Origin of the sequence: Enterobacter sp. BNK-18 (assembly GCF_047456135.1) — a bacterium.
Taxonomy (GTDB): domain Bacteria; phylum Pseudomonadota; class Gammaproteobacteria; order Enterobacterales; family Enterobacteriaceae; genus Enterobacter; species Enterobacter ludwigii.
Window position 1 is genome coordinate 1,705,481 of sequence record NZ_CP179899.1, and the last position, 24,571, is coordinate 1,730,051.

Below are 24,571 nucleotides of genomic sequence, written 5' to 3' on the forward strand. Positions count from 1 at the left end.
ACTCCGCCAACGAAGATTGCAGCAATCTTGATTTTGCCTTGACCGTTTATTGATTAACGGTCGGGATAATCAGCCTGTTCAGACAGAACTGCCCGGCGCTGACAGCGCCCTCTGATGAGATTGCAAGGAGAAACAATAATGGGCTTCAGACATTCGCTTTTTGGATGGGAACGTTCAAACTTCACGCATTACCAGGCGGCTTATTATAAGTACGGCGGCAGTGTTAATACTCACCCCGACATTATCAATTTCTTTATGCAGAAGAAGGAAAAAGATTTCGCATTCTGGCATTACCGACGCGATGGCGAGGTCACCGCAGCGTACTGTATGGCTGATGTCAATATTAAGGGCTTAATGAACACGGTTGCCGCGGTACTACCGGTGATGCAAGCGCAAAAGTCAGGGCATATCATCAATACGTCCTCGATTGCGGGCAGAAAAACGTTCGCTGGACTCGGGGTATATTGCGCGACGAAACATGCGGTAGCCGCATTTTCAGATGTATTACGCATGGAGCTATCGTCTCAATACAATATTCGCGTAACCTCACTTCAGCCAGGCGCGGTTGAAAGTGAATTATTCGAGCACATTACTGACGAAAACTACCGTGCACAGATGGAAAACCTGAAGGAACACATGACGTTCCTGAAGTCAGAGGATATTGCTGATTCCATCCTTTATGTGCTGCGCGCGCCGGATCATGTCGACGTGGCAGAATTGTTCATCATGCCCACAGAGCAGCAGTGGTAAGTTTGCCATGCGGGCCAAACCGGTTGTCTGGCCCGCGTTATGACGTTTTCAATACACATACAATTTTCACCCTGCACTCTGTGACACGACAAAAAAAGCTGCCTTACAGGCAGCTTTCGTGGTGCATATGCGTTAGCCAGTTCAGTTCGCAGACGCGGTAGGTCGAATCGTGATTTCTGTTGTATCAACATTTTCAGGTGCTTCAATCACTTGCCGAACAGCGCGGGCAATATCAGCCGGCTGGAGTGCAATGGAACGGTATACCTCCATTGCCGCCTGCGTTTCCGGATGAGTAATGGTCGAGGCAAGTTCGCTTTCCACCACACCGGGGTTGACGCAGGTGACTCGGATGCTGGCGCTTTCCTGTCGCAAGCCATCTGAAATCGCCCGAACGGCGAACTTTGTGGCGCAATAGACGGCGGCTGTCGGCACCACAGAGAGCGCGCCGATAGAGCCAATATTGATTATCTGACCGGAGCCCTGCGCTTCCATGGTGGGAAGCACGGCGCCAATCCCCCATAGTACGCCCTTGATATTCACATCAATGGTACGTTCCCATTCATCATATTTACCCGCTGCCAGCGGAGAAAGGGGCATTATTCCCGCGTTGTTGATCAGAACATCAATACGCCCCCACGTAGTCAATGCCGCCTGCACGAAATCAGACATCGACTGGCGATTTGTGACATCCAGCTCGCAGGCTTCAGCATACCCGCCTGTACTGCGGATTTCTGCAGCGATAGCTTCAATACGATCTTTCCTGCGTGCCCCAAGTAATAACTTCGCGCCTGCATTGCCAAGCTCTCGTGCAATACCCTCTCCGATACCGCTGGATGCACCGGTGATCAAGATGACTTTATCCATGATTTATTCCTTCAGTTGAGTTCAGAGGGATAATAGAACGCGGGTATTGTTTCGTGTATCCTGCCACTGGTGTACGCACTGGTTAGCAAACCTAAACAATGAAAATTGACCTTAATCTTTTACCTCTGTTTCTGGCTGTCGCGGAGGAACATAGCTTCAGCGCTGCCGCCGAACGTCTTGGCGTGACGCGATCGGCGGTCAGCCAGGGGATCAGACGCCTGGAGGATACGTTCGGGACCCTGCTTGTCATGCGCACCACGCGTTCGGTAAACCTGACTGAAGCGGGAGAACGGCTGCGAAAATCGTTGTCCATACCGCTATCAACGATTGACGCGGCGTGCGAAGACGTTCTCTCTGACAACGGGCCGCGAGGGCATCTGAAAATTGCTGTCACCTCAATTGCAGAAGAATTTCTTTCAGGCCCTCTGCTCGCGTCATTTGCAGCCGCTAACCCTGCCGTCACCATCGATATCGTCGTGTCGGATGACGAATTTGATATCGTGGCAGCGGGCTTTGATGCCGGCGTAAGGCTCGGTGACGTGATCGAAAAAGACATGATTGCTGTCCCTCTGACGGGACAGCAACGGGAAGTGGTGGTGGCATCACCAACTTATCTGGCCGCCCACAGCGCACCGCGCCATCCGCGAGAGCTTATCCGCCATCGCTGTATCGGCTGGCGCCCATCGCCAGACGTCGCGCCCTATCGCTGGGAATTTGAGGAAGCGGGAATACCTTTCGACGTGGCGGTTGAACCGCATATCACCACCAACGATCTCCGTCTCATGCTCAGGCTCGCGCTTGCGGGGGGAGGAATTACCTTTGCAACCTATGAAACATTCAGGCCATTTATTGAAAAAGGACAGCTTGTTTCATTACTGGATGATTTTCTTCCGCCTTTTCCTGGGTTTTATCTGTACTTCCCGCAACGTCGAAATATGGCCCCCAAGCTGCGGGCTCTGATTGAACACGTCAGGCAGTGGGGGAAGACGTCACTGCAGTAGTTTCAAACCCGCGCAGAATATTTAGCTGCCGGAGAGTTGCCGCGCCGTAGCAGCGAATGACGCATGCTCGACTGGGCAAGCCATTAACCGGGGTGTACCTCAGGCAGGCAAGAAATTTTGTTCAACCGTTTATTTAACAGCCTCATATTCGAGTTTGAGAACTATGGCTGCCCTTTTGTTACCGAGCGCGTAAGGCTTGTGCGAAGTTCGTTTTCAAGGAAAGCGACACATGCTCGTGTTTCAGCGGAGATGATATTAGCCGGGGGATAAAGTAGATATGCAGGGAATGAAGGAACAAGGTAGTCGGGTAACACAGGTACGAGATGCCCGTCGGCAATCTCCTGTCGGCAAACCGGAGACTGCAATACCCCGATTGCCTTTCCTGCCAGAAGTACAGTACGTAACGGCCGCCAGTGGCTGGAAGTGAATGTTATTCTCACAGGGACGGTGAGTAACGCGTTGTCAGGCGCGATCAGCGTCACATGGTTATTCATAAACAGGCCCGAAACACGAGCAAACGCATGTCGGGCGAGCTCACCCGGTGTACGGGGCATATCATAACGCTGCAAATATTCGGGAGAGGCCACCAGCAACCGCTCAATTTTCCCCAACGGGCGGACAACATAATATCCTTCCCCCGCCTCACCAAGACGTAGCGAGATATCCACACCTTCGGTGACCGGGTCCGTCACTCTGTCACTGAGCACCAGATCTATGTTTATGCCCGGATAGGCCAATTGCAGTTTAAGCAGGGCGGGCATAAGTAACTCTTCCCCGGCACCATAGGGTGCGGCAATGCGCAGGGTTCCACTAATTGCTTCACCATTATCCACGATTGCCAGCGCATGGTCAGCCGCTGCAACGGCGCTTTTGCTCCGTTCATAGAACAGCGTCCCGCTATTCGTGAGAGACATTCGGCGCGTGTGACGTCGCAGCAGGCGGGTATTAAGATGAGCTTCCAGACGCTCTATCCTTTCACTGACCGCCGGCTGTCCGATGCCGAGATCGCGCGCAGCGGCAGACATGCTTCCGCGCTCAACCACCCGAATGAAAATACGCATTGCCGTAAGTAAATCCATTCACCGATTATATTGGTAAAACCGATAAATGAAAGTGGTCCCGCCCCTCTACTGCCAGGCCCTTCGATTAATGAAAATCTGTGCGTCCACGGCTGTTGTAGCTGTGGCGTACAGAACATTTCATTTTTTTACGGGAAAAGAAGCATGTCAGATATCAGGCTTTATATGTTCCAGTCGGGCTATCAGCGTTGTAAATATCACGATATCAGGATGAATCAGGGTGAAGGCTCCGACTACATTATACCTGTCCCCTGGTTTTTACTGACGCATCCGCAGGGGAATGTTGTTATTGACGGTGGTCTTGCGGTGGAAGGGCTGAAGGAGCCCCGCGCCTACTGGGGACCGACTGTTGACCAGTATCAACCCATCATGGATACAAACCAGGGCTGTAGAAGACAACTGGCGAAGCTCGGAATAAGGCCAGAATCGGTGCGTTATGTTTTACTCTCCCACCTCCATTCTGACCATACCGGTGCGATTGGCCGCTTTCCTGAAGCCACTCATCTTGTGCAGCGTGCTGAGTACGACTATGCCTTTTCACCGGACTGGTTTACCGCCGGGGCCTACTGTCGGAAAGATTTTCATCGCGAAGGTCTCAAATGGCAGTTTCTGGCAGGAGATGCCGATGACGGTTTTGATCTGTATCGCGACGGCGTTCTGAAAATTATTTACACACCAGGCCACTCCCCGGGTCATCAATCTTTTGTCGTCTCCTTGCCGAGTGGAAAATCGTTCACCCTGGCGATAGATGCTGCCTATACGCTTGACCATTTTCAGGATAAAGCCCTGCCTGGCTTGATGACATCGGCCAGTGAGGTGGCACGATCGGTGGCAAAACTAAGAGTGGTTACCCAGATGCATAATGCGGAAATTATTCCCGGGCACGATCCTGATATCTGGCCGCATTATGCGATGAAGACGGAGGGCTATAACTGATACGAACGGTGATAGTGACAATACCTCTTCCCTGAGGCGATAACCCTGGTCATTTATGCTTAGCACAGAGGCAAGCCTTCATTGCTATCACTCATGAATTTTAACCACCACTTTCCCCTTTGCATGCCCGCGAGCCAGATAGGCGAAGGCGTCGCCAGTTTCGGCAAAGGGGAAAACGTTGTCGATAACGGGTTTGATGCGTTGAGCGTCCATGAGTTCAGCGATTTGGCTAAGCTGGCTGCCATCAGGGCGGACAAAGAGAAACGAATAGGTTAACCCTCGTTTTTTTGACAGTCGCATGATTTTGCGGCTCATCAGTCCTAATACGAAACGCAGGAACACATTAAGGTGTCTTTCCCGTGCGAAAGCCGTATCTAACGGCCCGATCAGGGAAACTATCTTCCCTCCCGGTTTAAGGATTTGGGTGGATTTCTCAATCGCGTCACCTCTGATAGTCCCGAGGACAATATCGTAGCCGCTCAGCACTTTTTCGAATTCCTGCTTTTTATAGTCAACCACCTCATCTGCACCAAGGCGGCTCACCCAGTCAATGTTGGCGGTGCTGGTTGTCGTCCCTACCGTTGCGCCAAGGTGTTTTGCCAGTTGGATAGCAAAACTGCCAATTCCACCGGAGCCGGCCGGGATAAATACTTTCTGCCCCGCTCGCAGCTTCGCGCGTTCCGTCAGCGCTTGCCAGGAGGTGAGACCGACCATCGGAAGCGACGCTGCCTGTACGAAATCCAGAGTGGCGGGTTTTAACGCTGCAAGGTTTTCTGGCACCCGCACAAATTCAGCAAGCGAACCCGTTCCCCTGTCAAAAATACTGGCAAACACCTCGTCGCCTGCTTTGAAACGCGTCACGCGGCGTCCTGTGGCAACGACAACGCCGGACACGTCACTGCCCAACGTCGCGGGGAGACTGAAATGCAGAACACGTTTGAACATGCCGGTCGGGATCATGTTATCGATCGGGTTCAGACCTACTGCATACACTTTGACCAGAATTTCATCATCACCAGGGGAGGGAAAATCTACGTCGTCGAATCCCAGTTCAGGGGATTTACCATAGCGTTTGAACGTAAATGCTTTCATCGTCTTCTTATTCATTTGTCTTTTACTCTGCCGGGTTTGCCGGTGGCATGTTTCTTACCAACGCTGTTGCTGAGTAAAAAAGCGATACCCAGGAATAGCTCGATAAATACTGCAATAACGATCTGCCCATTAACGTGTCCTGCATACCACTCAACAACGCCGGACACGGCTAAAATCAAACATAACGTACCGATCCCTGCTGCCAGGGCATAGCGGGCCAGCGAGGGCTCTGCGTGCCTGGCGAATAAACACATCACCCCCAGGCCCGCGTACAGGGCGGCAGAGCGATGGCCGAGCACATCAGTTCCTGGTGATGGCGTGATTCCCCACTGCGTTAACAGCAGTTGCGGGCAGAACATCCATATCGCCGCCAGGATGAAAAACAACCCGGCAGTCAGAATAGCCAGTTGAGAAAATTTCATATTCTTATTCTTTCGCGTCGAGCTGAAGACTGTTGCGTACTACTTTGTCCAGAAGTGAAGCAGGCGCAAAGCGGCGAATGAAATCTAGTTTCCCCGCCAGCGTGCCCGCCGTATAACGCACCTTAGGCCGTAAAGACTGGGCAGCCTTTACCACCACATCAGCCACCACTTCCGGACGTTCCGCTTCGTCCATTGCCTTGCTGACGACGTTGTTCAGCTTAGCCCGGAGAAGTTCATATTCTTCTAGCTTCGCGTCAGGTTCTAAATTGTTTGCGTCGAACTGTGTCTTTATATAGGCCGGCTCGATCACGGAAACCCTGATACCCTGTGCGCGCAGTTCATGGTCCAGCGCGCCCGTATACCCTTCAACCGCATGCTTACTGGCTGCATACAGTGCCACGTACGGTAGCGGGACAATCCCTAATATCGAACCAATGTTGATGATGCGGCCACTGCCCTGACGGCGCATGTGCGGGATCACTGCCCGCGTCATTCTGACCAGGCCAAGAAAGTTGGTGTCGAAAATACGCCTGGCCTGATCAATCGAACTTTCTTCCGCGGCCGCAGGAGCAACCCCAAAGCCCGCATTATTCACCAGCAAATCTATCCGCCCTTCCAGGTGCAGTAACGCCTCAATGGCGGCGCTCACGGACGCATCGTCCGTCACATCAAGCGTTAATAACGCAAAGGGATGTGTGCCTGCCTGCGCACCGCGCCGGCTGGTGCCATAGACCGTATACCCCGCGGCCAGCAGCTTTTTAGCCGACGCCTCACCGATCCCCGAAGAAGCTCCGGTCACCAGTGCTACACGTTTTTTTGTCATTCTCACTACGCTCTCTTGATGGAGTCCTGCTCACCCTGCAGCGCAACAACACGCTGCAGGGAAACAACGCGGCATAGGGTTATGCCGAATCCCCGTGGCTACACTGTGTACCGTTCTGCCGCTTTAGCCTGATTGATATCCGCCAGCAGAGCCTGACGCGCCTTCTCCAGGTCATCCCAGTGGGCAGCATTTTGTAAAGGAGGGATGGTGACGAGTTCGCGACGATCAAAGCCGGCCAGGGCTGCGTCAACTAACTGACCCACTTCCATCATCTCGGGCGCCTTACTGATATCAATACCTGCACGCTCCCAGATTTCGGTGTAAGTGCCGGCCGGAAGTACCGCCTGGACGTAAACGCCCGCGGAGGACAGCTCAATATGCAATCCCTGCGACAGGAAAAGCACAAAGGCTTTGGTGGCACCGTAAACCGTCATGGCAAATTCCGGGGCGAGCCCAACGACGGAACTGATATTGACGATTGCGCCTTCTCCGGTTTTGACAAACCGAGGCGCCGCGGCACTGGCAAGCCTCGTCAGCGCAGTGACGTTCAGGGCGATAAGACGCTCAATTGCCTCAGGCGTCTGGCCGTTAAAATTGCCCGACTGTGCCATGCCTGCGTTGTTAATCAGCACCCCTATTTTTTCGTCTTCACGAAGACGAGCTTCCACCGTCGCTAAATCCGCTGCCTGAGTGAGATCGGCTGGCAGAACATCTACAGAAACGCCCTTCTCCTGTCGCAGACGCTCGGCGAGTGCGTCTAATTTTGTTTTATCGCGGGCAACCAGAACCAGGTCATGTCCACGGCTCGCAAATCTTTGCGCATAAACAGCACCAATACCCGTCGATGCGCCTGTAATGAGAACTGAAGTTTTCGTCATATGTGATCTTCTTTATTCAATGTTGAACAGAATCTGCACTGTTCGATGCAGGTAAATCCGGGGATATGTCCGGCTCTCTTTGCTGATCTCAGTCAGACTGACGGAGCGCGCATAACTCTGCGAAGCGCCGTCGGGGACATGGATTTAATGATGATGATCATAATCTATAAAGTCAACTGGTTTGATTATGATCATCATCAATGTATAATTGAGCCTTGTTTTGTAAGTGGGGCGGGAAAGCATGAAAGTGTCAAAAGAGCAGGTTCGGGAAAACCGGATGCGCATTGTTGAAACGGCATCAGAACTTTTTCGTGAGCGCGGCTATGACGGCGTGGGCGTGGCGGAGCTGATGTCTGCGGCGGGTTTAACCCACGGCGGGTTTTATAAGCACTTTGGTTCAAAGGCTGACCTGATGTCAGAAGCCATGAACTGTGGTTTTGTACACGCCGCGGAAAGCCTGGCGGGTGTGGACAGAGAAAAATTCATTGAATATTACCTCTCCCGACAGCATCGCGATGATATGGCCAGGGGTTGTGTGATGTCTGCCCTGGGCACCGACACCGCCCGTCAGTCCGAGTCCATCAAAGAGACATTTGCGGCTGGGGTTGAACGCCAGTTGGCAACGTTAAGCGACGAAAATGTCTCACGTGCTGACCTGATAGACACCTTTGCACATCTTGTCGGGGCTCTGGTGTTGTCCCGTGCCTGCCCGGATAATTCTGCACTCGCTGACGAAATTCTGGATGTCTGCCGCTCGCGTATTCTGCGTGAGGAGCCGCGAAAAGAGTGAATATTTTGCAGCCGGGTGAGTGATTGCCAGGAGATATCAGGAAGATTTGATGATGGAGGTCATAAAAAAGGTAGGTATTTTGGAGAAAAGTTTTGGAGAGGTTTTGGAGAAAGAAAAAAAGTTATATATTCCAGCCCGTTAAATCCAAATATACCTTCTGAGTTCAGAGGCTTACTCATGTCATGGCAATACTTCAAACAGACTTACCTGGTTAAGTTCTGGTCACCTGTACCCGCCGTTATCGCAGCGGGGATCCTGTCTACTTACTACTTTGGCATTACCGGTACGTTCTGGGCTGTAACCGGCGAGTTTACCCGCTGGGGTGGACAGCTGCTGCAGCTTGCCGGTGTGCATGCTGAAGAGTGGGGTTACTTTAAGCTCATTCATCTGGAAGGCACTCCGCTGACCCGCATCGACGGGATGATGATCATCGGCATGTTCGGCGGTTGTTTTGCCGCCGCGCTGTGGGCAAACAACGTTAAGCTGAGAATGCCAAAAAGTCGGATTCGCATCGTACAGGCGGTCATCGGCGGCATGATTGCCGGTTTCGGTGCGCGTCTGGCGATGGGCTGTAACCTTGCCGCCTTCTTTACCGGTATCCCACAGTTTTCGCTACATGCCTGGTTCTTTGCCGTCGCTACCGCCATCGGTTCTTACTTTGGCGCAAAATTTACCCTTTTGCCGCTGTTCCGTATTCCCGTCAGGATGGTTAAGGTCAGCGCCGCATCGCCGCTGACGCAAAAACCGGCCCAGGCACACCGTCGTTTCCGCCTGGGGATGCTGGTCTTTTTCGCCATGGTGGCATGGGCACTGTGTACAGCGCTCAATCAACCTAAACTGGGTCTGGCAATGCTGTTTGGCGTGGGCTTTGGTTTGCTTATTGAACGCGCGCAGATCTGCTTTACTTCAGCGTTTCGCGATATGTGGATCACCGGGCGAACAATGATGGCAAAAGCGATTATTGCCGGGATGGCGGTGAGTGCTATCGGCATCTTCAGCTATGTTCAGTTAGGTGTTGAACCGAAAATCATGTGGGCCGGCCCGAATGCGGTGATTGGCGGCCTGCTGTTTGGCTTCGGGATTGTGCTGGCTGGCGGTTGTGAAACCGGTTGGATGTACCGCGCCGTTGAAGGTCAGGTGCATTACTGGTGGGTTGGCCTGGGGAACGTGCTCGGGTCAACTCTCCTTGCGTACTACTGGGACTCCCTTTCTCCTGTCCTCGCGACGAACTGGGATAAGGTCAACCTGCTCAGCACGTTCGGCCCGCTCGGTGGCCTGTTAGTGACGTACGCCCTGCTGCTGGTCGCTTTTTTACTGGTGATTGCGCAGGAGAAACGGTTCTTCCGCCGTGCTGCTGTCAAAAATGAAACGCAGGAGAATGCCGCATGAAAGAGATCGTGCCTGACTATCGTCTGGATATGGTGGGCGAACCCTGCCCTTATCCCGCTGTCGCCACGCTGGAAGCCCTGCCTCAGCTCAGGAAAGGAGAAATTCTGGAGGTGGTGAGCGACTGCCCGCAGTCCATCAACAACATTCCTCTGGATGCTAAAAACCACGGTTACACCGTGCTGGACATTCAACAGGATGGGCCAACCATTCGTTATTTGATACAGAAATAATCCCGCCACAGACGCTCCTTAACCGGGGCGTCTTTCCTGCCCCAAAAATCCGCCTTACGTCCCACTTTGGCGGTAAATGCAGCCCTCAGTTCTCCCCCGGAACTACACTTGAAGTGGATAAAAAACAAACAGGAGGTGTGGCATGTTTGCGTCAATTCTCGTTCCTGTCGATATTTCAGAGCGTCGCCTGACCGAACAGGTAATTCCCTATGTTCAGGCGAACGCAGCAATCAGTAACGGCAAAGTGCATTTTCTGACTGTCGTTCCTTCTTTCCCCTACTATTCCTCTCTTGGGCTGGCCTATTCCGTTGAGATGCCAAAACTGGAAGAAATGCAGCAGGAAGCGCTGGCGAAATTGAATGAGATCGTTACGCAGTTCAATTTACCGGCCGACCGCATTCAGACCCACGCCATTTCTGGCACGCCTAAAGATCAGATCCTGAAACTGGCTGAGAGTATCAATGCAGACCTGATAATTATTGCGTCTCATCGACCTGATATTTCGACCTATCTGTTAGGCTCTAACGCTGCGGTCGTCGTGCGCCACGCAAAATGCCCGGTGCTGGTGGTGCGTTAGCGTGCCTGCGAGGAAAGATAAGCCCCGGACTATCGGGGCTTATTTACTGTGAAAGTGACCGTTTCTGTTTGACGGCTTTTATTCGGTGATAAACACCATATTTGCACGGCACGCAGCGTTTCGCGTTCAAACACCCCTTCAGGCTGTGCAGAGACAATACGTATATCGTGTGGATGACCATCGTCGCCCACAGAAAAAGAGAAAACAACGTTACCCTCAATGCCCAGCGCCTGTGCCTTTACGGGCATGGCAGGGAAAGGCTTATTCGTTATTCCATTGCACGGTTTCTGCGCCGGTTCAGGTTGCATGGGCTGTTGATGGCAGCCAGAAATGAGCGTAACCGCAGCCGCAATAATTATTCTTTTCAATATTATGTCCTGTAAAATTTAACGTCTCGCTTTTCGAGAACAATATATTGCGGCATCTGGCATTAATCTCCTCCCAACCCCGATAGCCTGCTTGCGGAATAACTTTCATAAATGGACTTTCTCATGAATCAAATTCTTCCGTCAGTGTGTATTACTGCTGTGCTTGCCGGATGTGTTCCCCTTCCCCCTAAACGCTGTCACAAACAACGTGCCCCCGATGCCTGTACTTATAAGCGTTCCGGTAAAGTCTTGGATAACAATATCCACGGGCTACAGGCCTGCGCCATTGAGCAATCACTGGACGCCGCCCTGACCGATCCTCACGCATGAAGCGGTAAACGATGCAATCTGCACCTCGACTTTAGGAATGGTGTGAATAGGTTATGGTCAGGCGTTGGCTGACGCGGCTAAACGTGCAGTATTTCGGCCGTTTACGGTTCAGCATGTATTTGATGAGATGAGTTCAGCGCGCTGGAATATGGAGGGGCAACCTTAATCGCCCCCCGAAGCAAGACTGGCCATAACCAGGCCAGTCTCAGGGGATAAATCAGAAACGATAACCCGCGGAGAACATAAACACCCACGGATCGAGGCGAGTGCTGATACTTTGCTGTTCACCGCCCGCTTTAAAGCGAACGTCGGTATCAATGTCCATGTACCAGACCGAGGCGTTAATTAACCAGTCACGGTTAATCAGATAATCCAGCCCCACCTGCCCCGCAACACCCCACGAGTCTTTCAGGCTGAGATCGGTAAGCCCGGCTTCTTTACCGGTATCGTTAAATTTCTCGTCGAAAAAGGTTGTGTAGTTCACCCCTGCGCCAATATACGGACGCACCTTACTGTTAGCATCACCAAAGTACCACTGCGCCATCAGTGTTGGCGGTAAATGGTGCACCGTCGCGATATCCCCGGTTGGCCCTAAACCGACGCGATGACGGAATGGCGTTGCTGCCAGAAGCTCAACACCAATGTTCTCCGTCGCCATATACGTAAAGGTCAAACCGAGTTGGGTATTGTTGCTGACGTTAAAACCGCCCATACCCAGAACGCTATCAGAGCCTTCTGTTGGACGCACCGTTGCCGAACCGGCACGAATAAAGAATTCACCTGCTTCATGCGCATACGCGCCGCCAGAGAGACTGCTTAATACAAGGGCTGCCACCGCTAATTTTTTCATATCCGCTCCATCGTTGTGGTTTTAGTCGCGGAGGAGAATATACTCACAAATGAGTAATAAGTGATCTGCTACAGATCACATTAAAACCAGTAAGTTAACATTCATTGATCTGGGTTAATTTTTGGTGACACACCGTAAAGCAATAAGTTGTCGTCAGGTCAATTTCTGGCATTTCGGCGTTACAAAATTTTCTCTTTTCACCCTCTTGCTCTTCCTCTCGCGGCTGGATAATTTAGCGCTCTCACAAGTTGATTTGATGCGTCCTTCTTTTGCAGGTGTGCCATGAGTGATGTTAACCCGTGCATGACGTGCGGAGCCTGTTGTGCGTATTTTCGAGTCTCTTTCTACTGGGCCGAAGCCAGCGATGGCGGCGGTACCGTTCCGGTTCATCTCACTGAACCGTTAACGCCTTTTCTGCGCTGCATGAGCGGCACCAACCAAAAACCGTGCCGATGCGCTGCGCTTCAAGGTGAACCTGGGGTGTCCACCCGGTGCTCTATCTACGAGCACCGCCCCAGCCCGTGCCGGGAATTTTCCATGTCAGGTGAGGATGGGCAGGTCAATGAAGCCTGTAATCGTGCCCGTGCGCGCTTTGGATTACCGCCGCTTTACAAAGATATGCTTTTCCATACAAGCCTTGATGCTGCCACGACAGTGTTATCCGGTGTACAATTGCCGGCTAATTAACACCTGCAATACTCAAGGAGAGTGCATGTCTATCACGGCGAAGTCTGTCTACCGTGACACGGGAAACTTTTTCCGCAATCAGTTCTTAACCTTTTTACTGATCGCGTTGCTATGCGCCTTCATTACAGTGGTGCTTGGCCATGCGTTCTCGCCAAGTGACGAACAGATTGCCAGCCTGAGCCAGGGCGACAACCTTGCAGATAGCGTGGGGCTGTTTGAACTGGTACAAAACATGACGCCGGAGCAGCAACAAATCCTGCTGCGGGCTTCCGCTGCTTCGACATTCTCTGGTCTTATCGGCAATGCGATTCTGGCAGGTGGCGTTCTGCTGATGATTCAGCTGGTTTCCGCCGGTCAGCGCGTCAGCGCCCTGCGGGCGATTGGTGCCAGCGCGCCGGTATTACCGAAGCTGTTTATCCTCATCTTTTTAACCACCATGCTGGTGCAGATGGGGATTATGCTGGTCGTCGTGCCGGGTGTATTACTGGCTATCGTGCTCTCTTTCGCGCCGGTAATGGTCGTGCAGGATAAACTGGGGATCTTTACCGCGATGCGCAGCAGCATCCGGCTCGCCTGGGCAAATATACGCCTGGTGGCACCGGCTGTGATCGGCTGGCTGTTGGCGAAAACGCTCCTGCTGCTGTTTGCCCCGAATTTTGCGGTACTCACGCCAAATGTTGGCGCGGTGGTGGCAAATACGCTGAGCAACCTCATTTCAGCGGTACTGCTGGTCTATCTGTTCCGCCTGTATATGTTAATTCGTCAGTAATCCTGTGGCCGGGAACGTCAGCCCGGCCCTACACAGAAGATGGAATCACAGAATGAAGCAGTTTCTTGATTTTTTACCGCTCGTGGTCTTTTTCGCTTTCTACAAGCTGTATGACATTTATGCCGCCACGACTGCACTGATCGTGGCCACAGCGGTTGTGCTGATCTATAGCTGGGTTCGCTACCGTAAAGTTGAAAAAATGGCGCTGGTGACCTTCGTCCTGGTCGCGGTGTTTGGTGGACTCACTCTGTTCTTCCACAACGATGAATTCATCAAATGGAAAGTCACGGTGATTTACGCTCTGTTTGCGGGGGCGTTACTGATTAGCCAGTGGGTGATGAAGAAGCCGCTGATCCAGCGCATGCTGGGCAAAGAGCTGACGCTGCCTCAGGAAGTGTGGTCCCGACTGAATATCGCCTGGGCGATCTTCTTTATTCTCTGTGGTCTTGCCAATATCTATATTGCTTTCTGGCTGCCGCAGAATATCTGGGTCAACTTCAAGGTCTTTGGCCTGACGGCTCTGACGCTCATCTTCACGCTGTTAAGTGGCGTTTATATCTATCGCCACATGCCACAGGACGACCAGCACTGATCGTTCACCGACCAGAACGTGTGCAGCAGGCGTTCTGGTCTATTCTCTCCAGCCTGAAATCATAGTAGCATCCCGCCTGAAGTCTTCAGTTACGAGTTAAAACAATGACAACAAATAACGCCCCTCAGGGCGAACTGGTTTTACGCACACTGGCAATGCCCGCTGACACCAATGCCAATGGCGATATTTTTGGCGGCTGGCTGATGTCGCAAATGGATATGGGCGGCGCTATTCTGGCAAAAGAGATTGCACATGGCCGGGTAGTGACGGTGAGAGTGGATGGCATGACCTTCCTGCGCCCGGTTGCAGTGGGTGATGTGGTTTGCTGTTACGCGCGTTGCGTAAAACGTGGCAATACCTCCATCTCCATTAACATCGAAGTGTGGGTGAAAAAGGTCTCGTCCGAACCCATTGGACAGCGTTATAAAGCGACAGAAGCGCTGTTTATTTATGTGGCCGTGGACAACGAAGGTAAACCCCGACCGCTTCCTCAGGCCTGATTGCCCGGTAAAAAAAGCCTCCTTGCGGAGGCTTTTTTTTATTCCATCTGTGCCCCGCCATTCAGGCGGAATACAATATTCACGATCAGTCCGTTGCCCGGTTTACCGGCTTCATAACGCCATCTGCGCATCGCCGTTTTCACTTCTCTCTCGAACATATTAGACGGCTGCGCGGACAGTATTTCCACGTTCTCAACACGCCCTTCCGGCGTAACATCGAATTTCACCCGTACACGGCCCTCAATACGTAATGCCTGAGCACGAGCCGGATACTGCGGCTGATTACGGCTGACCGCACGCGGTCCCGCAGGTGCGGTGACTGTCGGTTTGGCTGTCGTCGTGGTGTTATTCATCACCGGACGCGAAGGTGCTGCGTTTTCTACCGTCTGCGTGGCGCGGGGTTCAACCGGACGCGTTTCGCGTTTTGGACGTTCTTCTACCTTCTTCACCGGTTTTGGCTTCGGCTTAGGTTTCGGCTTCGGCTCGGGTTTGTGGATCACCACCGGAGCTTCTTTTGGCGGTTCCGGCACCGGTTCAGGTTCGGGTTCCGGTTCGGCGACGGGCTGTGGCGGCGGAGGCGCAACCTGCGGCGGTTCGAGATCCGCTGGCGAGACCATCGTCACAGAAATAGGCTGTGCGGGCGCTGGCATTTCAACAACCTGATGAACCGAGGTATAAAGCAAACCCGCCACGACAGCACCGTGAATAACGACAGAAAGCAGCGTCGGCCAGGGAAAGCGGCGAGGTAAATCAAGGGTCATCGAAGTCATAATCATCAACGTTAAAAAACCGAACACTGATTTTAAATGCAAATAGCAATCATATTCAATAAGACACTTTGTCCTGGCGCAATTTAAGCGCAAGAGAGGCCAAAAAAGGCGCATTCAGATCAGGGTTTTAACATTGTTTTTATCTTTACATTGCAGTGAGTTGCCCTTTCACATAACGTTACTGACACTTTTAATGGTTAAGGAGCTTCACCGTGCTTTACGTGATTTACTCTGAAGATGTCGCTGATTCCCTCGAAAAACGCCAGTCCGTTCGCCCTGCCCATCTGGCGCGTTTACAACTGCTCCAGGATGAAGGTCGATTACTGACCGCGGGTCCAATGCCTGCGGTAGACAGCAATGACCCTGGCGCTGCCGGTTTCGCGGGCTCCACGGTGATCGCCGAGTTTGAATCCCTGGAAGCGGCTCAGGCCTGGGCTGATGCAGACCCGTACGTTGCCGCAGGTGTCTATGCGAAGGTGACGGTTCGCCCGTACAAGAAAGTGTTTTGATGCAAAAGTGGCTCCGAAAGGAGCCACTCATCTCTTCAGTGCAGTGACGCTAAGCGCGCCGCAAATCCGACAAACAGCAGCCCAATCAGCCCGTTCCCCAGCTTTGCCAGTTTCTTTTTGGTTTTCAGATAACGCGTGACAAACGCACCAGAGAAGATCAGGAAGCTCATATACATAAAGCTAATCAGCTCCAGCGTGGTCGCGAGGATCAGGAAAGACGTGCCCGTGTTTTTCGCATTCACATCGATGAATTGCACAAAGAACGAGACATAGAACAAAATAGCCTTCGGATTCGTCAGGCTCAGCACCAGCGAGCGTTTCATGATCATGCTCGCAGGCTCGGTTCCGCTCTCATGGCTATTCTTCTGACGGGTGATGACTGACCAGAGCATTTTGCCGCCGAGCCACAGGAGATAGAAAGCACCGAGGTAGCGCACAATATTAAACAGAACCGGGGTCGTCTGGATTAATGCTGCGACGCCCGCCCAGGCCAGAAACATCAGCACTGCATCGCCGATAAATACGCCAGTGGCGGCGAGATACCCTTTTTTAACACCGTGCCCAATACCGGTTTTCAGTACAAACAATGTGTTCGGTCCAGGCACCAGCACGATAAAAAATGCCCCTACAACATAGGTCCAGAAATTAAGTACACCAAACTCCGCAAACACCTCTCCCTCCTTTTGCTAAAAAACGACGGGAATATCGCTGCAAATACGATATCCCCAAAATCAGACGCTATTGTACGCCGTTATAGCCATCAAGATAAGTCGTAGCCAGTTCGTTACCAAATAAAACGGCGTCCTTCTCTTCCATTTGAGACGTCCATTTATCCGCGGTATTACCGTCGAAAGCATGCTCCGTTTTCGCCTGATTCTTCAGTTGATCGCGAATGCTTTGGGCGTACTGGTTAGCCTCAGACAGTGTGCGTCCTGCAGCGCGATCGGTTTTCCCCTGCTCATACAGCTCGCGGAACTGAGGAACATTCAGACGATAATTTTGCGATACACTTGACGTAAAATTGCCGCCAGTAAAATTGGTTTTATGCGACACGAAATAATAAGCATGCCTTTCCGGTGACGTTTTACTGCTGGCACAACCGCTCAACACGGCAATCCCAAGAAGGGCAGCAACCACTTTTCCGTTCATCTCTTTTCCTTTTTAGTTTATCCAGTGCGATATCCCGCTGAGCAGTAAATTAATCAACGCGGATAATGACGATAATCCCGCGTTTTCCCTGATCGCATCCAGCGCAAGCAGCACAATAAATACCCAGAGATAAGGATTCATCTTTGAAATGCATAAGATTAAGAGGGCGGAGTATATCGCGGAATGAATCGGGGGAGAGACTGCGAAAAATGATAGCCTGAAAATCAGTGGGCACCTTAACGGTGCCCTGATGGTTCTCAGATAACCTGTGTAGCGAACAGCAACGCGTTACGGTGTCTGGTCATTCCACATTTTCTGATGGCGTGTATACGCATATTGCGGCGGGATTGTGCTTCCAGCCAACGAGCCTTGCGACGACTCACCTGTCGCAACATGCGCCAGCGCCCTACTTCTGTTCTACTGCGCTTCATGTTTACAACTCTTTCTCTAACAGAAACCCCATTATAAACCCAACCCCGCAGCAAACCAGCGCTTTTAACTGGCGTTTTTATTTGCCAGATGATTCCTGATGCGTACACTCATAACAATACGCTTTCAAAAGGATTTTTTTACCTATGACAACCTTCTACACCGTGGTGAGTTGGCTGGTCATTCTGGGATACTGGCTGTTAATCGCGGGTGTGACTTTGCGCATCCTGATGAAGCGCAGAGCCGTACCCTCTGCCATGGCCTGGCTGCTGATAATCTACATCCTGCCGCTGGTGGGGATTATTGCCTATCTCTCTTTCGGTGAGCTTCATCTGGGTAAACGCCGTGCCGAGCGTGCCCGCGCCATGTGGCCTTCAACCGCCAAATGGCTCAACGATCTCAAAGCCTGCAAACATATCTTTGCCGAGGAGAACAGCAGTGTTGCCTCCTCGCTGTTTAAGCTGTGCGAACTCCGTCAGGGTATTGGCGGCGTTAAGGGCAACCAGCTCCAGTTGCTGACCTCCTCGGATGACGTCATGCAGGCCCTCATCCGCGATATTCAACTGGCTCGCCATAATATCGAGATGGTGTTCTATATCTGGCAGCCTGGCGGCATGGCCGATCAGGTTGCTGAATCGCTGATGGCCGCTGCGCGTCGGGGCATTCATTGCCGCCTGTTGCTGGACTCCGCTGGCAGCGTCGCCTTCTTCCGTAGCCCCTGGGCGGGCATGATGCGTAATGCCGGTATTGAAGTGGTTGAGGCGCTGAAGGTCAATCTCTTGCGTGTGTTTCTGCGCCGGATGGACCTTCGCCAGCACCGTAAAATGATCATGATCGACAACTATATTGCCTATACCGGCAGCATGAACATGGTTGACCCGCGGTTCTTCAAGCAGGACTCGGGTGTCGGGCAATGGGTAGACCTGATGGCGAGAATGGAGGGGCCCATTGCCACCTCGATGGGCATCGTTTATTCCTGCGACTGGGAGATAGAAACCGGGAAACGTATCCTGCCGCCACCACCGGATGGCAATATCATGCCGTTTGAAGAGGCCAGCGGGCACACCATCCATACTATCGCTTCCGGACCGGGCTTCCCGGAGGACTTGATCCATCAGGCGTTGCTGACAGCCACTTACGCAGCGCGTGAATATTTGATCATGACCACCCCCTACTTTGTTCCCAGCGATGACCTGCTGCACGCCATCTGTACCGCGGCACAGCGCGGTGTCGATGTGAGTATCATCTTGCCACGCAAAAATGACTCGCTTCTGGTGGGCTGGGCCAGCCGGGCATTCTTCAGTGAACTGCTGGCTGCGGGGGTGAAAATCTACCAGTTTGAAGGCGGATTACTCCACACCAAGAGCGTGCTTGTCGACGGCGAGTTAAGTCTGGTGGGTACGGTTAACCTGGATATGCGCAGTCTGTGGCTGAACTTTGAAATCACACTGGTGATCGATGATGCCGGCTTTGGCGGCGATCTGGCCGCGGTCCAGGATGATTATATTTCCCGCTCGCGACTGCTGGATGCCAGACTGTGGGTTAAACGCCCGCTGTGGCAGAGAATTACCGAACGACTGTTTTACTTCTTTAGTCCGTTGCTGTAAAACGTGCCCAACGATGTTAAACAGGTAGTCATCATGGAAATGGATCTGAACAATCGCCTGACCGAAGACGAAACGCTCGAACAGGCCTATGACATTTTTCTCGAACTGGCGGTTGATAACCTCGATCCCGCAGACGTGATCCTCTTTAATCTCCAGTTTGAAGAGCGCGGGGGCGCCGAGTTGTTCGACCCTTCTGAAGACTGGGCTGAACATGTGGATTTCGACCTCAATCCTGACTTCTTTGCCGAAGTGGTGATTGGCCTGGCCGATGAAGATGGCGGTGAAATTAACGACATCTTCGCCCGCGTCCTGCTGTGTCGCGAGAAAGACCACAAGCTGTGTCATATTCTCTGGCGCGAATAATAAAAAAGGCTGCGATTGCAGCCTTTTTTATTTAATCCGGTAACTCACTTCCGCACTGATTACAAAACCGCGCGCTGTGTTCATGTTCACCCTGGTGACATTTCGGGCATTTTCGTTGCGCCTTACGGTTCTGAAAAGCACTGCTCATGTGCGTAGTAATGAGCCCTGTCGGGACCGCAATCACCGAATAACCAATCAGAATCAGTACCGAGGCGACAATCCGTCCCAGCGGAGTGTGAGGAGCTATATCACCATAGCCAACGGTCGTGACGGTCACAATCGCCCAATAAACAGAAGCATTCAGCGTTGAGAAGCCATTCTTCGGCCCTTCTATCAAATACATCAGCGCGCCGAATATCACCATGACGATGGCAATAAATGAATAAAACAGGATCAGCTGATGCCGCGCGCTGACGATGGCACTCCAGAATATCCGCAATGACGGCATAAACCGCAGCAGTTTAAGAATGCGTAACACCCGAATAACGCGCATCGCTCGCCAGGCAAAAACATAGCTCAGACTGATTTCTGGCCATAGCCACATGACATAGAGCGGCAGGATCGTGGCTAAATCAATAAATCCCCAGAAGCTGAAGACATATTTGGCCGGGTTAGGCCAACAGAATACCCGCAGGAAATATTCAGCGGTAAAGACCAGCGTAATGACCAGCTCCAGCCAGACAAAGAGATGCCATTCTTCCAGCGTCAGGTGATACTGCGTTCCGACGCCCGATTCGATAAAAATGATCACCACGCTGAGCAGCGCAAACAGGGCGCAGAGGGCTTCAAAACGCCGTCCGGTTACCGTTTCAGGATCGAATAAAAGATGATAGAGCCGCCGACGGACGGAGGTGAATAATCGCGACACGTTAACCTCGCAAATAATAAGGGCTGACATCATGTCAGCCCTTGCGATTATAACGGGTCTACTTTCAGGCAGGAAACCGCATGTCGGAAACTGCCCTCCAGAACCGGACGCGTTTTTGCACATTCCGGCCCGGCCATCGGGCATCGCGTACGGAATACACAACCGGACGGCGGGTTAATCGGGGACGGTAATTCACCTTCCAGAAGCTGGATGGTTTTATTTTTTTCCAGATCCGGATCGGGAATCGGTACCGCAGACATCAGTGCCCGGGTATATGGGTGCAATGGGTTATGGTACACCTCATCGTAAGTCCCTAATTCCACCGCATGGCCAAGATACATCACCAGTACGCGGTCAGAAATGTGTTTCACCACCGCGAGATCATGCGCAATGAAAATCAGCGACAGCCCCATTTCACGTTGCAGTTTCTGCAGCAGGTTAACCACCTGCGCCTGAATAGAGACGTCCAGCGCCGAGACGGGCTCGTCACAGATAATCAGCTTCGGCTCAAGGATCAAGGCGCGGGCGATACCGATACGCTGGCACTGACCACCGGAGAATTCGTGCGGGTAACGGTTGACGAGGTTAGGCAACAAGCCCACTTTCATCATCATTGCCTTCACACGGTCGCGTACTTCCTGACGCGGCATCTTCGGATGATAGGTTCGCAGTGGCTCAGCAATGATCTCCCCGATGGTCATACGCGGGTTCAATGAGGCCAGCGGATCCTGGAAAATCATCTGGATGTCGCTACGCACATCGCGCCACTCGTCTGGCTTCATGCCCAGCAGATCTTTACCCAGCCAGGCAACTTTGCCGTCGGTGGCTTTCACGAGGCCTATGATGGCACGCGCAAACGTGGATTTACCGCAACCGGACTCACCCACCACCCCCAGGGTTTCCCCTTCATACAGACGAAGCGTTACGCCATCGACCGCTTTCAGGGTTTTCGGCGGCTGCCAGAACCACTGTTTTCCGTCTTTAATGTCGAAATGCACCTTAAGGTCAGCAATTTCGAGCAGGACATTTCTTTTTTCATCTAATGCGTTCATACCAGATCCTCCTGCGGCTTAAAGCAGGCGCGCAGTCGGCCTGGTGCAAACTCTTCCAGCGGCGGCGCGGTATTGCAGATTTCCATCGCGTGCGGGCAGCGTGGCTGGAACGGACAGCCTTTCGGCAGACGCAGCAGGTTTGGCGGGTTGCCAGGGATGGTCAGCAGGGATTCCCCTTCTGCATCGAGGCGCGGCACCGCATTCAGCAGACCAATGGAGTAAGGGTGTGCAGGCTGGTAGAACACGTCGCGCGCCTTACCATATTCCATGGTGCGACCGGCATACATCACCAGTACCTTGTCACAGATACCGGCCACTACGCCCAGATCGTGAGTGATCATGATAATCGCGGTGTTGAACTCACGCTTAAGCTCGTTCAGCAGCGTCATGATCTGTGCCTGGACGGTCACATCAAGCGCGGTGGTTGGTTCATCGGCAATCAGCAGTTTTGGCCGGCACATCAGCGCCATCGCAATCATGACACGCTGACGCATACCGCCGGAGAACTCATGCGGGAACATGCGCATGCGCTTGCGCGCTTCCGGCATTTTTACCGCGTCGAGCATTTTGACGGACTCCTCAAAGGCTTCCGCTTTGCCCAGGCCTTTGTGCAGCATCAGCACTTCCATCAGCTGCTCGCCGACACGCATATACGGGTTCAGCGAGGTCATCGGGTCCTGGAATATCATCGAAATCTGCTCAGCGCGCAGCTTGTTCAGCTCGTATTCCGGCAGGTTGAGGATCTCACGCCCGTTGAATTTGGCGGAACCGCCAATGACACCGTTAGACGCCAGCAGCCCCATCAACGCAAAGGCAGTTTGGGATTTTCCGGAACCTGACTCGCCCACGATCCCCAGCGTTTCACCCGCACGCAGGTTGAAGTTGAGATCGTTCACGGCGGTCACATCGCCATCCGGCGTTTTAAAGGTCACGCGGAGGTCTTTTACGTCCAGCAGGAGGTTACCCTGCTGTTGCGCCTGTGGCGCAGTGGCCGTTTCAATAATCGTCATGACGGCGCTCCTTAACGGTCTTTCGGGTCGAGGGCATCACGCAGGCCATCGCCGATAAAGTTGAAACAAAACAGGGTGACGACCAGGAAGCCCGCCGGGTACAGAAGCAACCACGGTGAGACTTCCATTGAGTTTGCACCATCACTCAGAAGCGCGCCCCAGCTGCTCAGTGGCTCTTGTGTACCCAGACCCAGGAAGCTCAGGAAAGATTCAAACAGGATCATGCTTGGTACCAGCAGCGAGGCATATACCACCACCACGCCGAGCACGTTAGGAACGATATGGCGAACCACAATATTACCGGTGGTGACACCGCCCACCTGCGCCGCTTCGATAAACTCTTTACGCTTAAGACTCAGCGTCTGACCACGAACGATTCGCGCCATATCCAGCCAGGACACCATCCCGATTGCCACGAAGATCAACAGGATATTCTGGCCAAAGAAGGTCACCAGCAGGATAACGAAGAACATGAACGGGAAGGAGTTTAAGATTTCCAGCATACGCATCATGACGGAGTCCACTTTACCGCCAAGGTAGCCTGAGAGTGAGCCGTAAAGCGTACCCACGATCACCGCCACCAGGGCGGCAGCAATACCGACCATCAGCGAAATGCGGCCACCGATAGCGACACGCACCAGCAGGTCGCGCCCTGAGGAATCCGTACCAAAATAGTGCCCGGACGTCATATCGGGTGCGCTGGACATCATGCCCCAGTCGGTGTCGAAATAGGTAAATTGCGACAGAATCGGCGCCAGGGTGACAAACAGCGCGATGAGCACCAGAACAACCAGGCTGGCGACCGCGGCGCGGTTATGCATAAAGCGACGACGGGCGTCTTGCCAGAGGCTACGACCTTCTACTTCCAGTTTTTCACTGAAGTTTTCCAGCGCCTCGCTGTTTTTCTTACTCAACATCATGGCGTGCTCCAGTATCAGTAACGGATTTTCGGGTCGATAACGGCATACAGCACATCGACGATAGCGTTAAACAAAATGGTCAGTGCGCCGACGAGGATTGTCAGGCTCAGTACCAGTGAATAGTCGCGGTTCAGCGCGCCATTAACGAACAGTTGACCAATGCCCGGCAGACCGTAGATGGTTTCGATAACCATTGAGCCGGTGATGATCCCAACGAATGCCGGCCCCAGGTAGGAGAGCACGGGCAGGAGCGCAGGCTTGAGTGCATGGCGGAATATAATCCGGCGCATCGGCAGCCCTTTCGCACGCGCGGTGCGGATGAAGTTCGAGTGCAGGACTTCAATCATGGAACCGCGGGTGATACGCGCGATACTGGCGATATAAGCCAGGGAAAGAGCCACCATTGGCAAAATCATGAACTTCAGCGCCCCACCGTTCCAGCCGCCCCCGGGCAGCCATTTCAGCGTAATGGCAAATATCATCACCAGTAATGGCGCGACAACGAAGCTGGGTATAACCACCCCGGTCATCGCCACCCCCATTACGGTATAATCCCATTTGGTATTTTGTTTGAGCGCGGCAATAACGCCCGCGGTGACACCGAGAACGACGGCAAGGATGAATGCCGCAGCACCCAGTTTCGCGGAGACAGGGAAGCTGGACGCCACCAGGTCGTTAACGGAATAGTCTTTGTATTTGAATGACGGTCCAAAATCACCGTGCGCCAGTTGCTTCAGATAGTTGAAGTACTGCGTGGAGATAGGATCGTTTAAGTGATACTTCGCTTCGATATTGGCCATCACTTCCGGTGGCAGCGTACGTTCACCGGTAAATGGACTTCCCGGCGCGAGACGCATCATAAAGAAGGAAATCGTAATTAGAATAAATAACGTTGGTATCGCTTCTAAGCAGCGACGCAGGATAAATTTCAACATTGCCCGTACCTTCTGGCGTGTGCCTGATGAAT

At 52.7% G+C, this 24,571-nt stretch carries 33 protein-coding genes; 15 read left to right on the forward strand and 18 right to left on the reverse strand.

What is annotated here, in order from left to right; genetic code table 11:
• Window positions 1-138 precede the first annotated feature (138 nt).
• Window positions 139-750: an SDR family NAD(P)-dependent oxidoreductase gene (locus ACMGG3_RS08140; RefSeq protein ID WP_414149771.1), complete on the forward strand. Its 612-nt coding sequence runs from the start codon at window positions 139-141 to the stop codon at window positions 748-750.
• A gap of 141 nt (window positions 751-891) precedes the next feature.
• On the opposite strand, the gene ACMGG3_RS08145 is transcribed toward ACMGG3_RS08140, so the two are convergent.
• Entirely contained in the window at window positions 892-1,614 is a 723-nt protein-coding gene (locus ACMGG3_RS08145) for an SDR family oxidoreductase (RefSeq protein WP_414149772.1), read from the reverse strand.
• Window positions 1,615-1,712: 98 nt separating this feature from the next.
• Here ACMGG3_RS08145 and ACMGG3_RS08150 point away from each other — a divergent pair, with 98 nt between their 5' ends.
• A complete protein-coding gene (locus ACMGG3_RS08150; RefSeq protein ID WP_277492067.1) occupies window positions 1,713-2,615 on the forward strand; it encodes a LysR family transcriptional regulator in 903 nt (300 codons plus the stop codon).
• 161 nt (window positions 2,616-2,776) lie between these two features.
• Here ACMGG3_RS08150 and ACMGG3_RS08155 read toward each other — a convergent pair whose 3' ends face one another.
• Window positions 2,777-3,676, reverse strand: coding sequence for a LysR family transcriptional regulator (locus tag ACMGG3_RS08155; protein ID WP_410397895.1), 900 nt, complete (start codon window positions 3,674-3,676; stop codon window positions 2,777-2,779).
• Between the two features lie 162 nt (window positions 3,677-3,838).
• On the opposite strand from ACMGG3_RS08155, the gene attM reads away from it, so the two are divergent.
• A complete protein-coding gene (gene attM / locus ACMGG3_RS08160; RefSeq protein ID WP_414149773.1) occupies window positions 3,839-4,630 on the forward strand; it encodes an AttM family quorum-quenching N-acyl homoserine lactonase in 792 nt (263 codons plus the stop codon).
• An 87-nt stretch (window positions 4,631-4,717) separates the two neighbouring features.
• Here the strand turns inward: attM and ACMGG3_RS08165 are convergent, their stop codons facing one another.
• The 4 genes from ACMGG3_RS08165 to ACMGG3_RS08180 all read right to left on the reverse strand — a co-directional run bounded on the left by ACMGG3_RS08165 (window position 4,718) and on the right by ACMGG3_RS08180 (window position 7,845).
• Window positions 4,718-5,737: an NADP-dependent oxidoreductase gene (locus ACMGG3_RS08165; RefSeq protein ID WP_193162248.1), complete on the reverse strand. Its 1,020-nt coding sequence runs from the start codon at window positions 5,735-5,737 to the stop codon at window positions 4,718-4,720.
• Window positions 5,734-6,144: a hypothetical protein gene (locus ACMGG3_RS08170; RefSeq protein ID WP_244047237.1), complete on the reverse strand. Its 411-nt coding sequence runs from the start codon at window positions 6,142-6,144 to the stop codon at window positions 5,734-5,736. Before ACMGG3_RS08170 ends, ACMGG3_RS08165 begins: the two co-directional genes overlap by 4 nt.
• Before the next feature lie 4 nt (window positions 6,145-6,148).
• Window positions 6,149-6,967 carry an oxidoreductase gene (locus tag ACMGG3_RS08175; protein ID WP_333179228.1) on the reverse strand — a complete coding sequence of 273 codons (819 nt, stop codon included), beginning with the start codon at window positions 6,965-6,967 and terminating at the stop codon, window positions 6,149-6,151.
• A gap of 98 nt (window positions 6,968-7,065) precedes the next feature.
• Window positions 7,066-7,845: an SDR family NAD(P)-dependent oxidoreductase gene (locus tag ACMGG3_RS08180; RefSeq protein WP_414149774.1), complete on the reverse strand. Its 780-nt coding sequence runs from the start codon at window positions 7,843-7,845 to the stop codon at window positions 7,066-7,068.
• Between the two features lie 241 nt (window positions 7,846-8,086).
• Between ACMGG3_RS08180 and ACMGG3_RS08185 the strand changes: the two genes are divergently transcribed.
• The 4 genes from ACMGG3_RS08185 to uspF all read left to right on the forward strand — a co-directional run bounded on the left by ACMGG3_RS08185 (window position 8,087) and on the right by uspF (window position 10,831).
• The gene (locus ACMGG3_RS08185; RefSeq protein ID WP_414149775.1) at window positions 8,087-8,635 is read left to right on the forward strand and encodes a TetR/AcrR family transcriptional regulator; all 549 of its coding nucleotides are present in this window, start codon (window positions 8,087-8,089) and stop codon (window positions 8,633-8,635) included.
• Between the two features lie 177 nt (window positions 8,636-8,812).
• Window positions 8,813-10,024 (forward strand): selenium metabolism membrane protein YedE/FdhT, encoded by a 1,212-nt coding sequence (gene yedE / locus ACMGG3_RS08190; RefSeq protein ID WP_014170427.1) that lies wholly within the window; start codon window positions 8,813-8,815, stop codon window positions 10,022-10,024.
• Complete coding sequence (gene yedF, locus ACMGG3_RS08195) at window positions 10,021-10,254, forward strand: sulfurtransferase-like selenium metabolism protein YedF (protein WP_014170428.1); 234 nt, start codon at window positions 10,021-10,023, stop codon at window positions 10,252-10,254. The genes yedE and yedF overlap by 4 nt, the downstream gene beginning before the upstream one ends.
• Before the next feature lie 142 nt (window positions 10,255-10,396).
• On the forward strand, window positions 10,397-10,831 hold the full coding sequence (gene uspF, locus ACMGG3_RS08200) for a universal stress protein UspF (RefSeq protein ID WP_014170429.1): 435 nt from the start codon (window positions 10,397-10,399) through the stop codon (window positions 10,829-10,831).
• 29 nt (window positions 10,832-10,860) lie between these two features.
• Here uspF and ACMGG3_RS08205 read toward each other — a convergent pair whose 3' ends face one another.
• The gene (locus tag ACMGG3_RS08205) at window positions 10,861-11,199 is read right to left on the reverse strand and encodes an energy transducer TonB (RefSeq protein WP_078774438.1); all 339 of its coding nucleotides are present in this window, start codon (window positions 11,197-11,199) and stop codon (window positions 10,861-10,863) included.
• A 123-nt stretch (window positions 11,200-11,322) separates the two neighbouring features.
• On the opposite strand from ACMGG3_RS08205, the gene ACMGG3_RS08210 reads away from it, so the two are divergent.
• Window positions 11,323-11,529 carry a hypothetical protein gene (locus tag ACMGG3_RS08210; protein WP_305962069.1) on the forward strand — a complete coding sequence of 69 codons (207 nt, stop codon included), beginning with the start codon at window positions 11,323-11,325 and terminating at the stop codon, window positions 11,527-11,529.
• Between the two features lie 217 nt (window positions 11,530-11,746).
• Here ACMGG3_RS08210 and ompW read toward each other — a convergent pair whose 3' ends face one another.
• Window positions 11,747-12,379, reverse strand: a complete 633-nt coding sequence (gene ompW / locus ACMGG3_RS08215; RefSeq protein ID WP_014170432.1) for an outer membrane protein OmpW — start codon at window positions 12,377-12,379, stop codon at window positions 11,747-11,749.
• A gap of 282 nt (window positions 12,380-12,661) precedes the next feature.
• Here ompW and ACMGG3_RS08220 point away from each other — a divergent pair, with 282 nt between their 5' ends.
• From ACMGG3_RS08220 to yciA, 4 genes are all read left to right on the forward strand, one after another.
• Window positions 12,662-13,066: a YkgJ family cysteine cluster protein gene (locus ACMGG3_RS08220; RefSeq protein WP_032680849.1), complete on the forward strand. Its 405-nt coding sequence runs from the start codon at window positions 12,662-12,664 to the stop codon at window positions 13,064-13,066.
• A 25-nt stretch (window positions 13,067-13,091) separates the two neighbouring features.
• The gene (locus tag ACMGG3_RS08225) at window positions 13,092-13,835 is read left to right on the forward strand and encodes a YciC family protein (RefSeq protein ID WP_020882388.1); all 744 of its coding nucleotides are present in this window, start codon (window positions 13,092-13,094) and stop codon (window positions 13,833-13,835) included.
• Window positions 13,836-13,887: 52 nt separating this feature from the next.
• The gene (locus ACMGG3_RS08230; RefSeq protein ID WP_020882387.1) at window positions 13,888-14,427 is read left to right on the forward strand and encodes a septation protein A; all 540 of its coding nucleotides are present in this window, start codon (window positions 13,888-13,890) and stop codon (window positions 14,425-14,427) included.
• Between the two features lie 104 nt (window positions 14,428-14,531).
• Window positions 14,532-14,927 carry an acyl-CoA thioester hydrolase YciA gene (gene yciA / locus ACMGG3_RS08235; RefSeq protein ID WP_014170435.1) on the forward strand — a complete coding sequence of 132 codons (396 nt, stop codon included), beginning with the start codon at window positions 14,532-14,534 and terminating at the stop codon, window positions 14,925-14,927.
• A 38-nt stretch (window positions 14,928-14,965) separates the two neighbouring features.
• Here yciA and tonB read toward each other — a convergent pair whose 3' ends face one another.
• Window positions 14,966-15,688 (reverse strand): TonB system transport protein TonB, encoded by a 723-nt coding sequence (tonB, locus tag ACMGG3_RS08240; RefSeq protein ID WP_025203933.1) that lies wholly within the window; start codon window positions 15,686-15,688, stop codon window positions 14,966-14,968.
• 221 nt (window positions 15,689-15,909) lie between these two features.
• Between tonB and ACMGG3_RS08245 the strand changes: the two genes are divergently transcribed.
• On the forward strand, window positions 15,910-16,206 hold the full coding sequence (locus ACMGG3_RS08245; RefSeq protein WP_014170437.1) for a YciI family protein: 297 nt from the start codon (window positions 15,910-15,912) through the stop codon (window positions 16,204-16,206).
• Between the two features lie 35 nt (window positions 16,207-16,241).
• On the opposite strand, the gene leuE is transcribed toward ACMGG3_RS08245, so the two are convergent.
• From leuE to ACMGG3_RS08265, 4 genes are all read right to left on the reverse strand, one after another.
• On the reverse strand, window positions 16,242-16,877 hold the full coding sequence (leuE, locus tag ACMGG3_RS08250) for a leucine efflux protein LeuE (protein WP_014170438.1): 636 nt from the start codon (window positions 16,875-16,877) through the stop codon (window positions 16,242-16,244).
• Between the two features lie 67 nt (window positions 16,878-16,944).
• A complete protein-coding gene (locus ACMGG3_RS08255; protein WP_032678335.1) occupies window positions 16,945-17,355 on the reverse strand; it encodes an Exc2 family lipoprotein in 411 nt (136 codons plus the stop codon).
• A gap of 12 nt (window positions 17,356-17,367) precedes the next feature.
• Window positions 17,368-17,496, reverse strand: coding sequence for a KPN_01571 family protein (locus ACMGG3_RS08260; protein WP_014170440.1), 129 nt, complete (start codon window positions 17,494-17,496; stop codon window positions 17,368-17,370).
• 116 nt (window positions 17,497-17,612) lie between these two features.
• Window positions 17,613-17,786 (reverse strand): YciY family protein, encoded by a 174-nt coding sequence (locus tag ACMGG3_RS08265; RefSeq protein ID WP_086463573.1) that lies wholly within the window; start codon window positions 17,784-17,786, stop codon window positions 17,613-17,615.
• A gap of 144 nt (window positions 17,787-17,930) precedes the next feature.
• Between ACMGG3_RS08265 and cls the strand changes: the two genes are divergently transcribed.
• Both cls and ACMGG3_RS08275 read left to right on the forward strand, forming a co-directional pair.
• Entirely contained in the window at window positions 17,931-19,391 is a 1,461-nt protein-coding gene (gene cls, locus ACMGG3_RS08270) for a cardiolipin synthase (RefSeq protein ID WP_014170441.1), read from the forward strand.
• 33 nt (window positions 19,392-19,424) lie between these two features.
• Window positions 19,425-19,754: an HI1450 family dsDNA-mimic protein gene (locus tag ACMGG3_RS08275; RefSeq protein ID WP_006810881.1), complete on the forward strand. Its 330-nt coding sequence runs from the start codon at window positions 19,425-19,427 to the stop codon at window positions 19,752-19,754.
• Between the two features lie 31 nt (window positions 19,755-19,785).
• Here the strand turns inward: ACMGG3_RS08275 and ACMGG3_RS08280 are convergent, their stop codons facing one another.
• The 5 genes from ACMGG3_RS08280 to oppB are packed head-to-tail and all read right to left on the reverse strand — an operon-like array spanning window position 19,786 to window position 24,539.
• On the reverse strand, window positions 19,786-20,655 hold the full coding sequence (locus tag ACMGG3_RS08280) for an ion transporter (protein WP_044866074.1): 870 nt from the start codon (window positions 20,653-20,655) through the stop codon (window positions 19,786-19,788).
• A gap of 14 nt (window positions 20,656-20,669) precedes the next feature.
• The gene (oppF, locus tag ACMGG3_RS08285; protein WP_014170444.1) at window positions 20,670-21,674 is read right to left on the reverse strand and encodes a murein tripeptide/oligopeptide ABC transporter ATP-binding protein OppF; all 1,005 of its coding nucleotides are present in this window, start codon (window positions 21,672-21,674) and stop codon (window positions 20,670-20,672) included.
• Complete coding sequence (locus ACMGG3_RS08290; protein ID WP_014170445.1) at window positions 21,671-22,684, reverse strand: ABC transporter ATP-binding protein; 1,014 nt, start codon at window positions 22,682-22,684, stop codon at window positions 21,671-21,673. The genes oppF and ACMGG3_RS08290 overlap by 4 nt, the downstream gene beginning before the upstream one ends.
• Before the next feature lie 11 nt (window positions 22,685-22,695).
• Window positions 22,696-23,604: an oligopeptide ABC transporter permease OppC gene (oppC, locus tag ACMGG3_RS08295; protein ID WP_044857337.1), complete on the reverse strand. Its 909-nt coding sequence runs from the start codon at window positions 23,602-23,604 to the stop codon at window positions 22,696-22,698.
• A gap of 14 nt (window positions 23,605-23,618) precedes the next feature.
• Window positions 23,619-24,539, reverse strand: coding sequence for an oligopeptide ABC transporter permease OppB (gene oppB, locus ACMGG3_RS08300; protein WP_014170447.1), 921 nt, complete (start codon window positions 24,537-24,539; stop codon window positions 23,619-23,621).
• Window positions 24,540-24,571 lie beyond the last annotated feature (32 nt).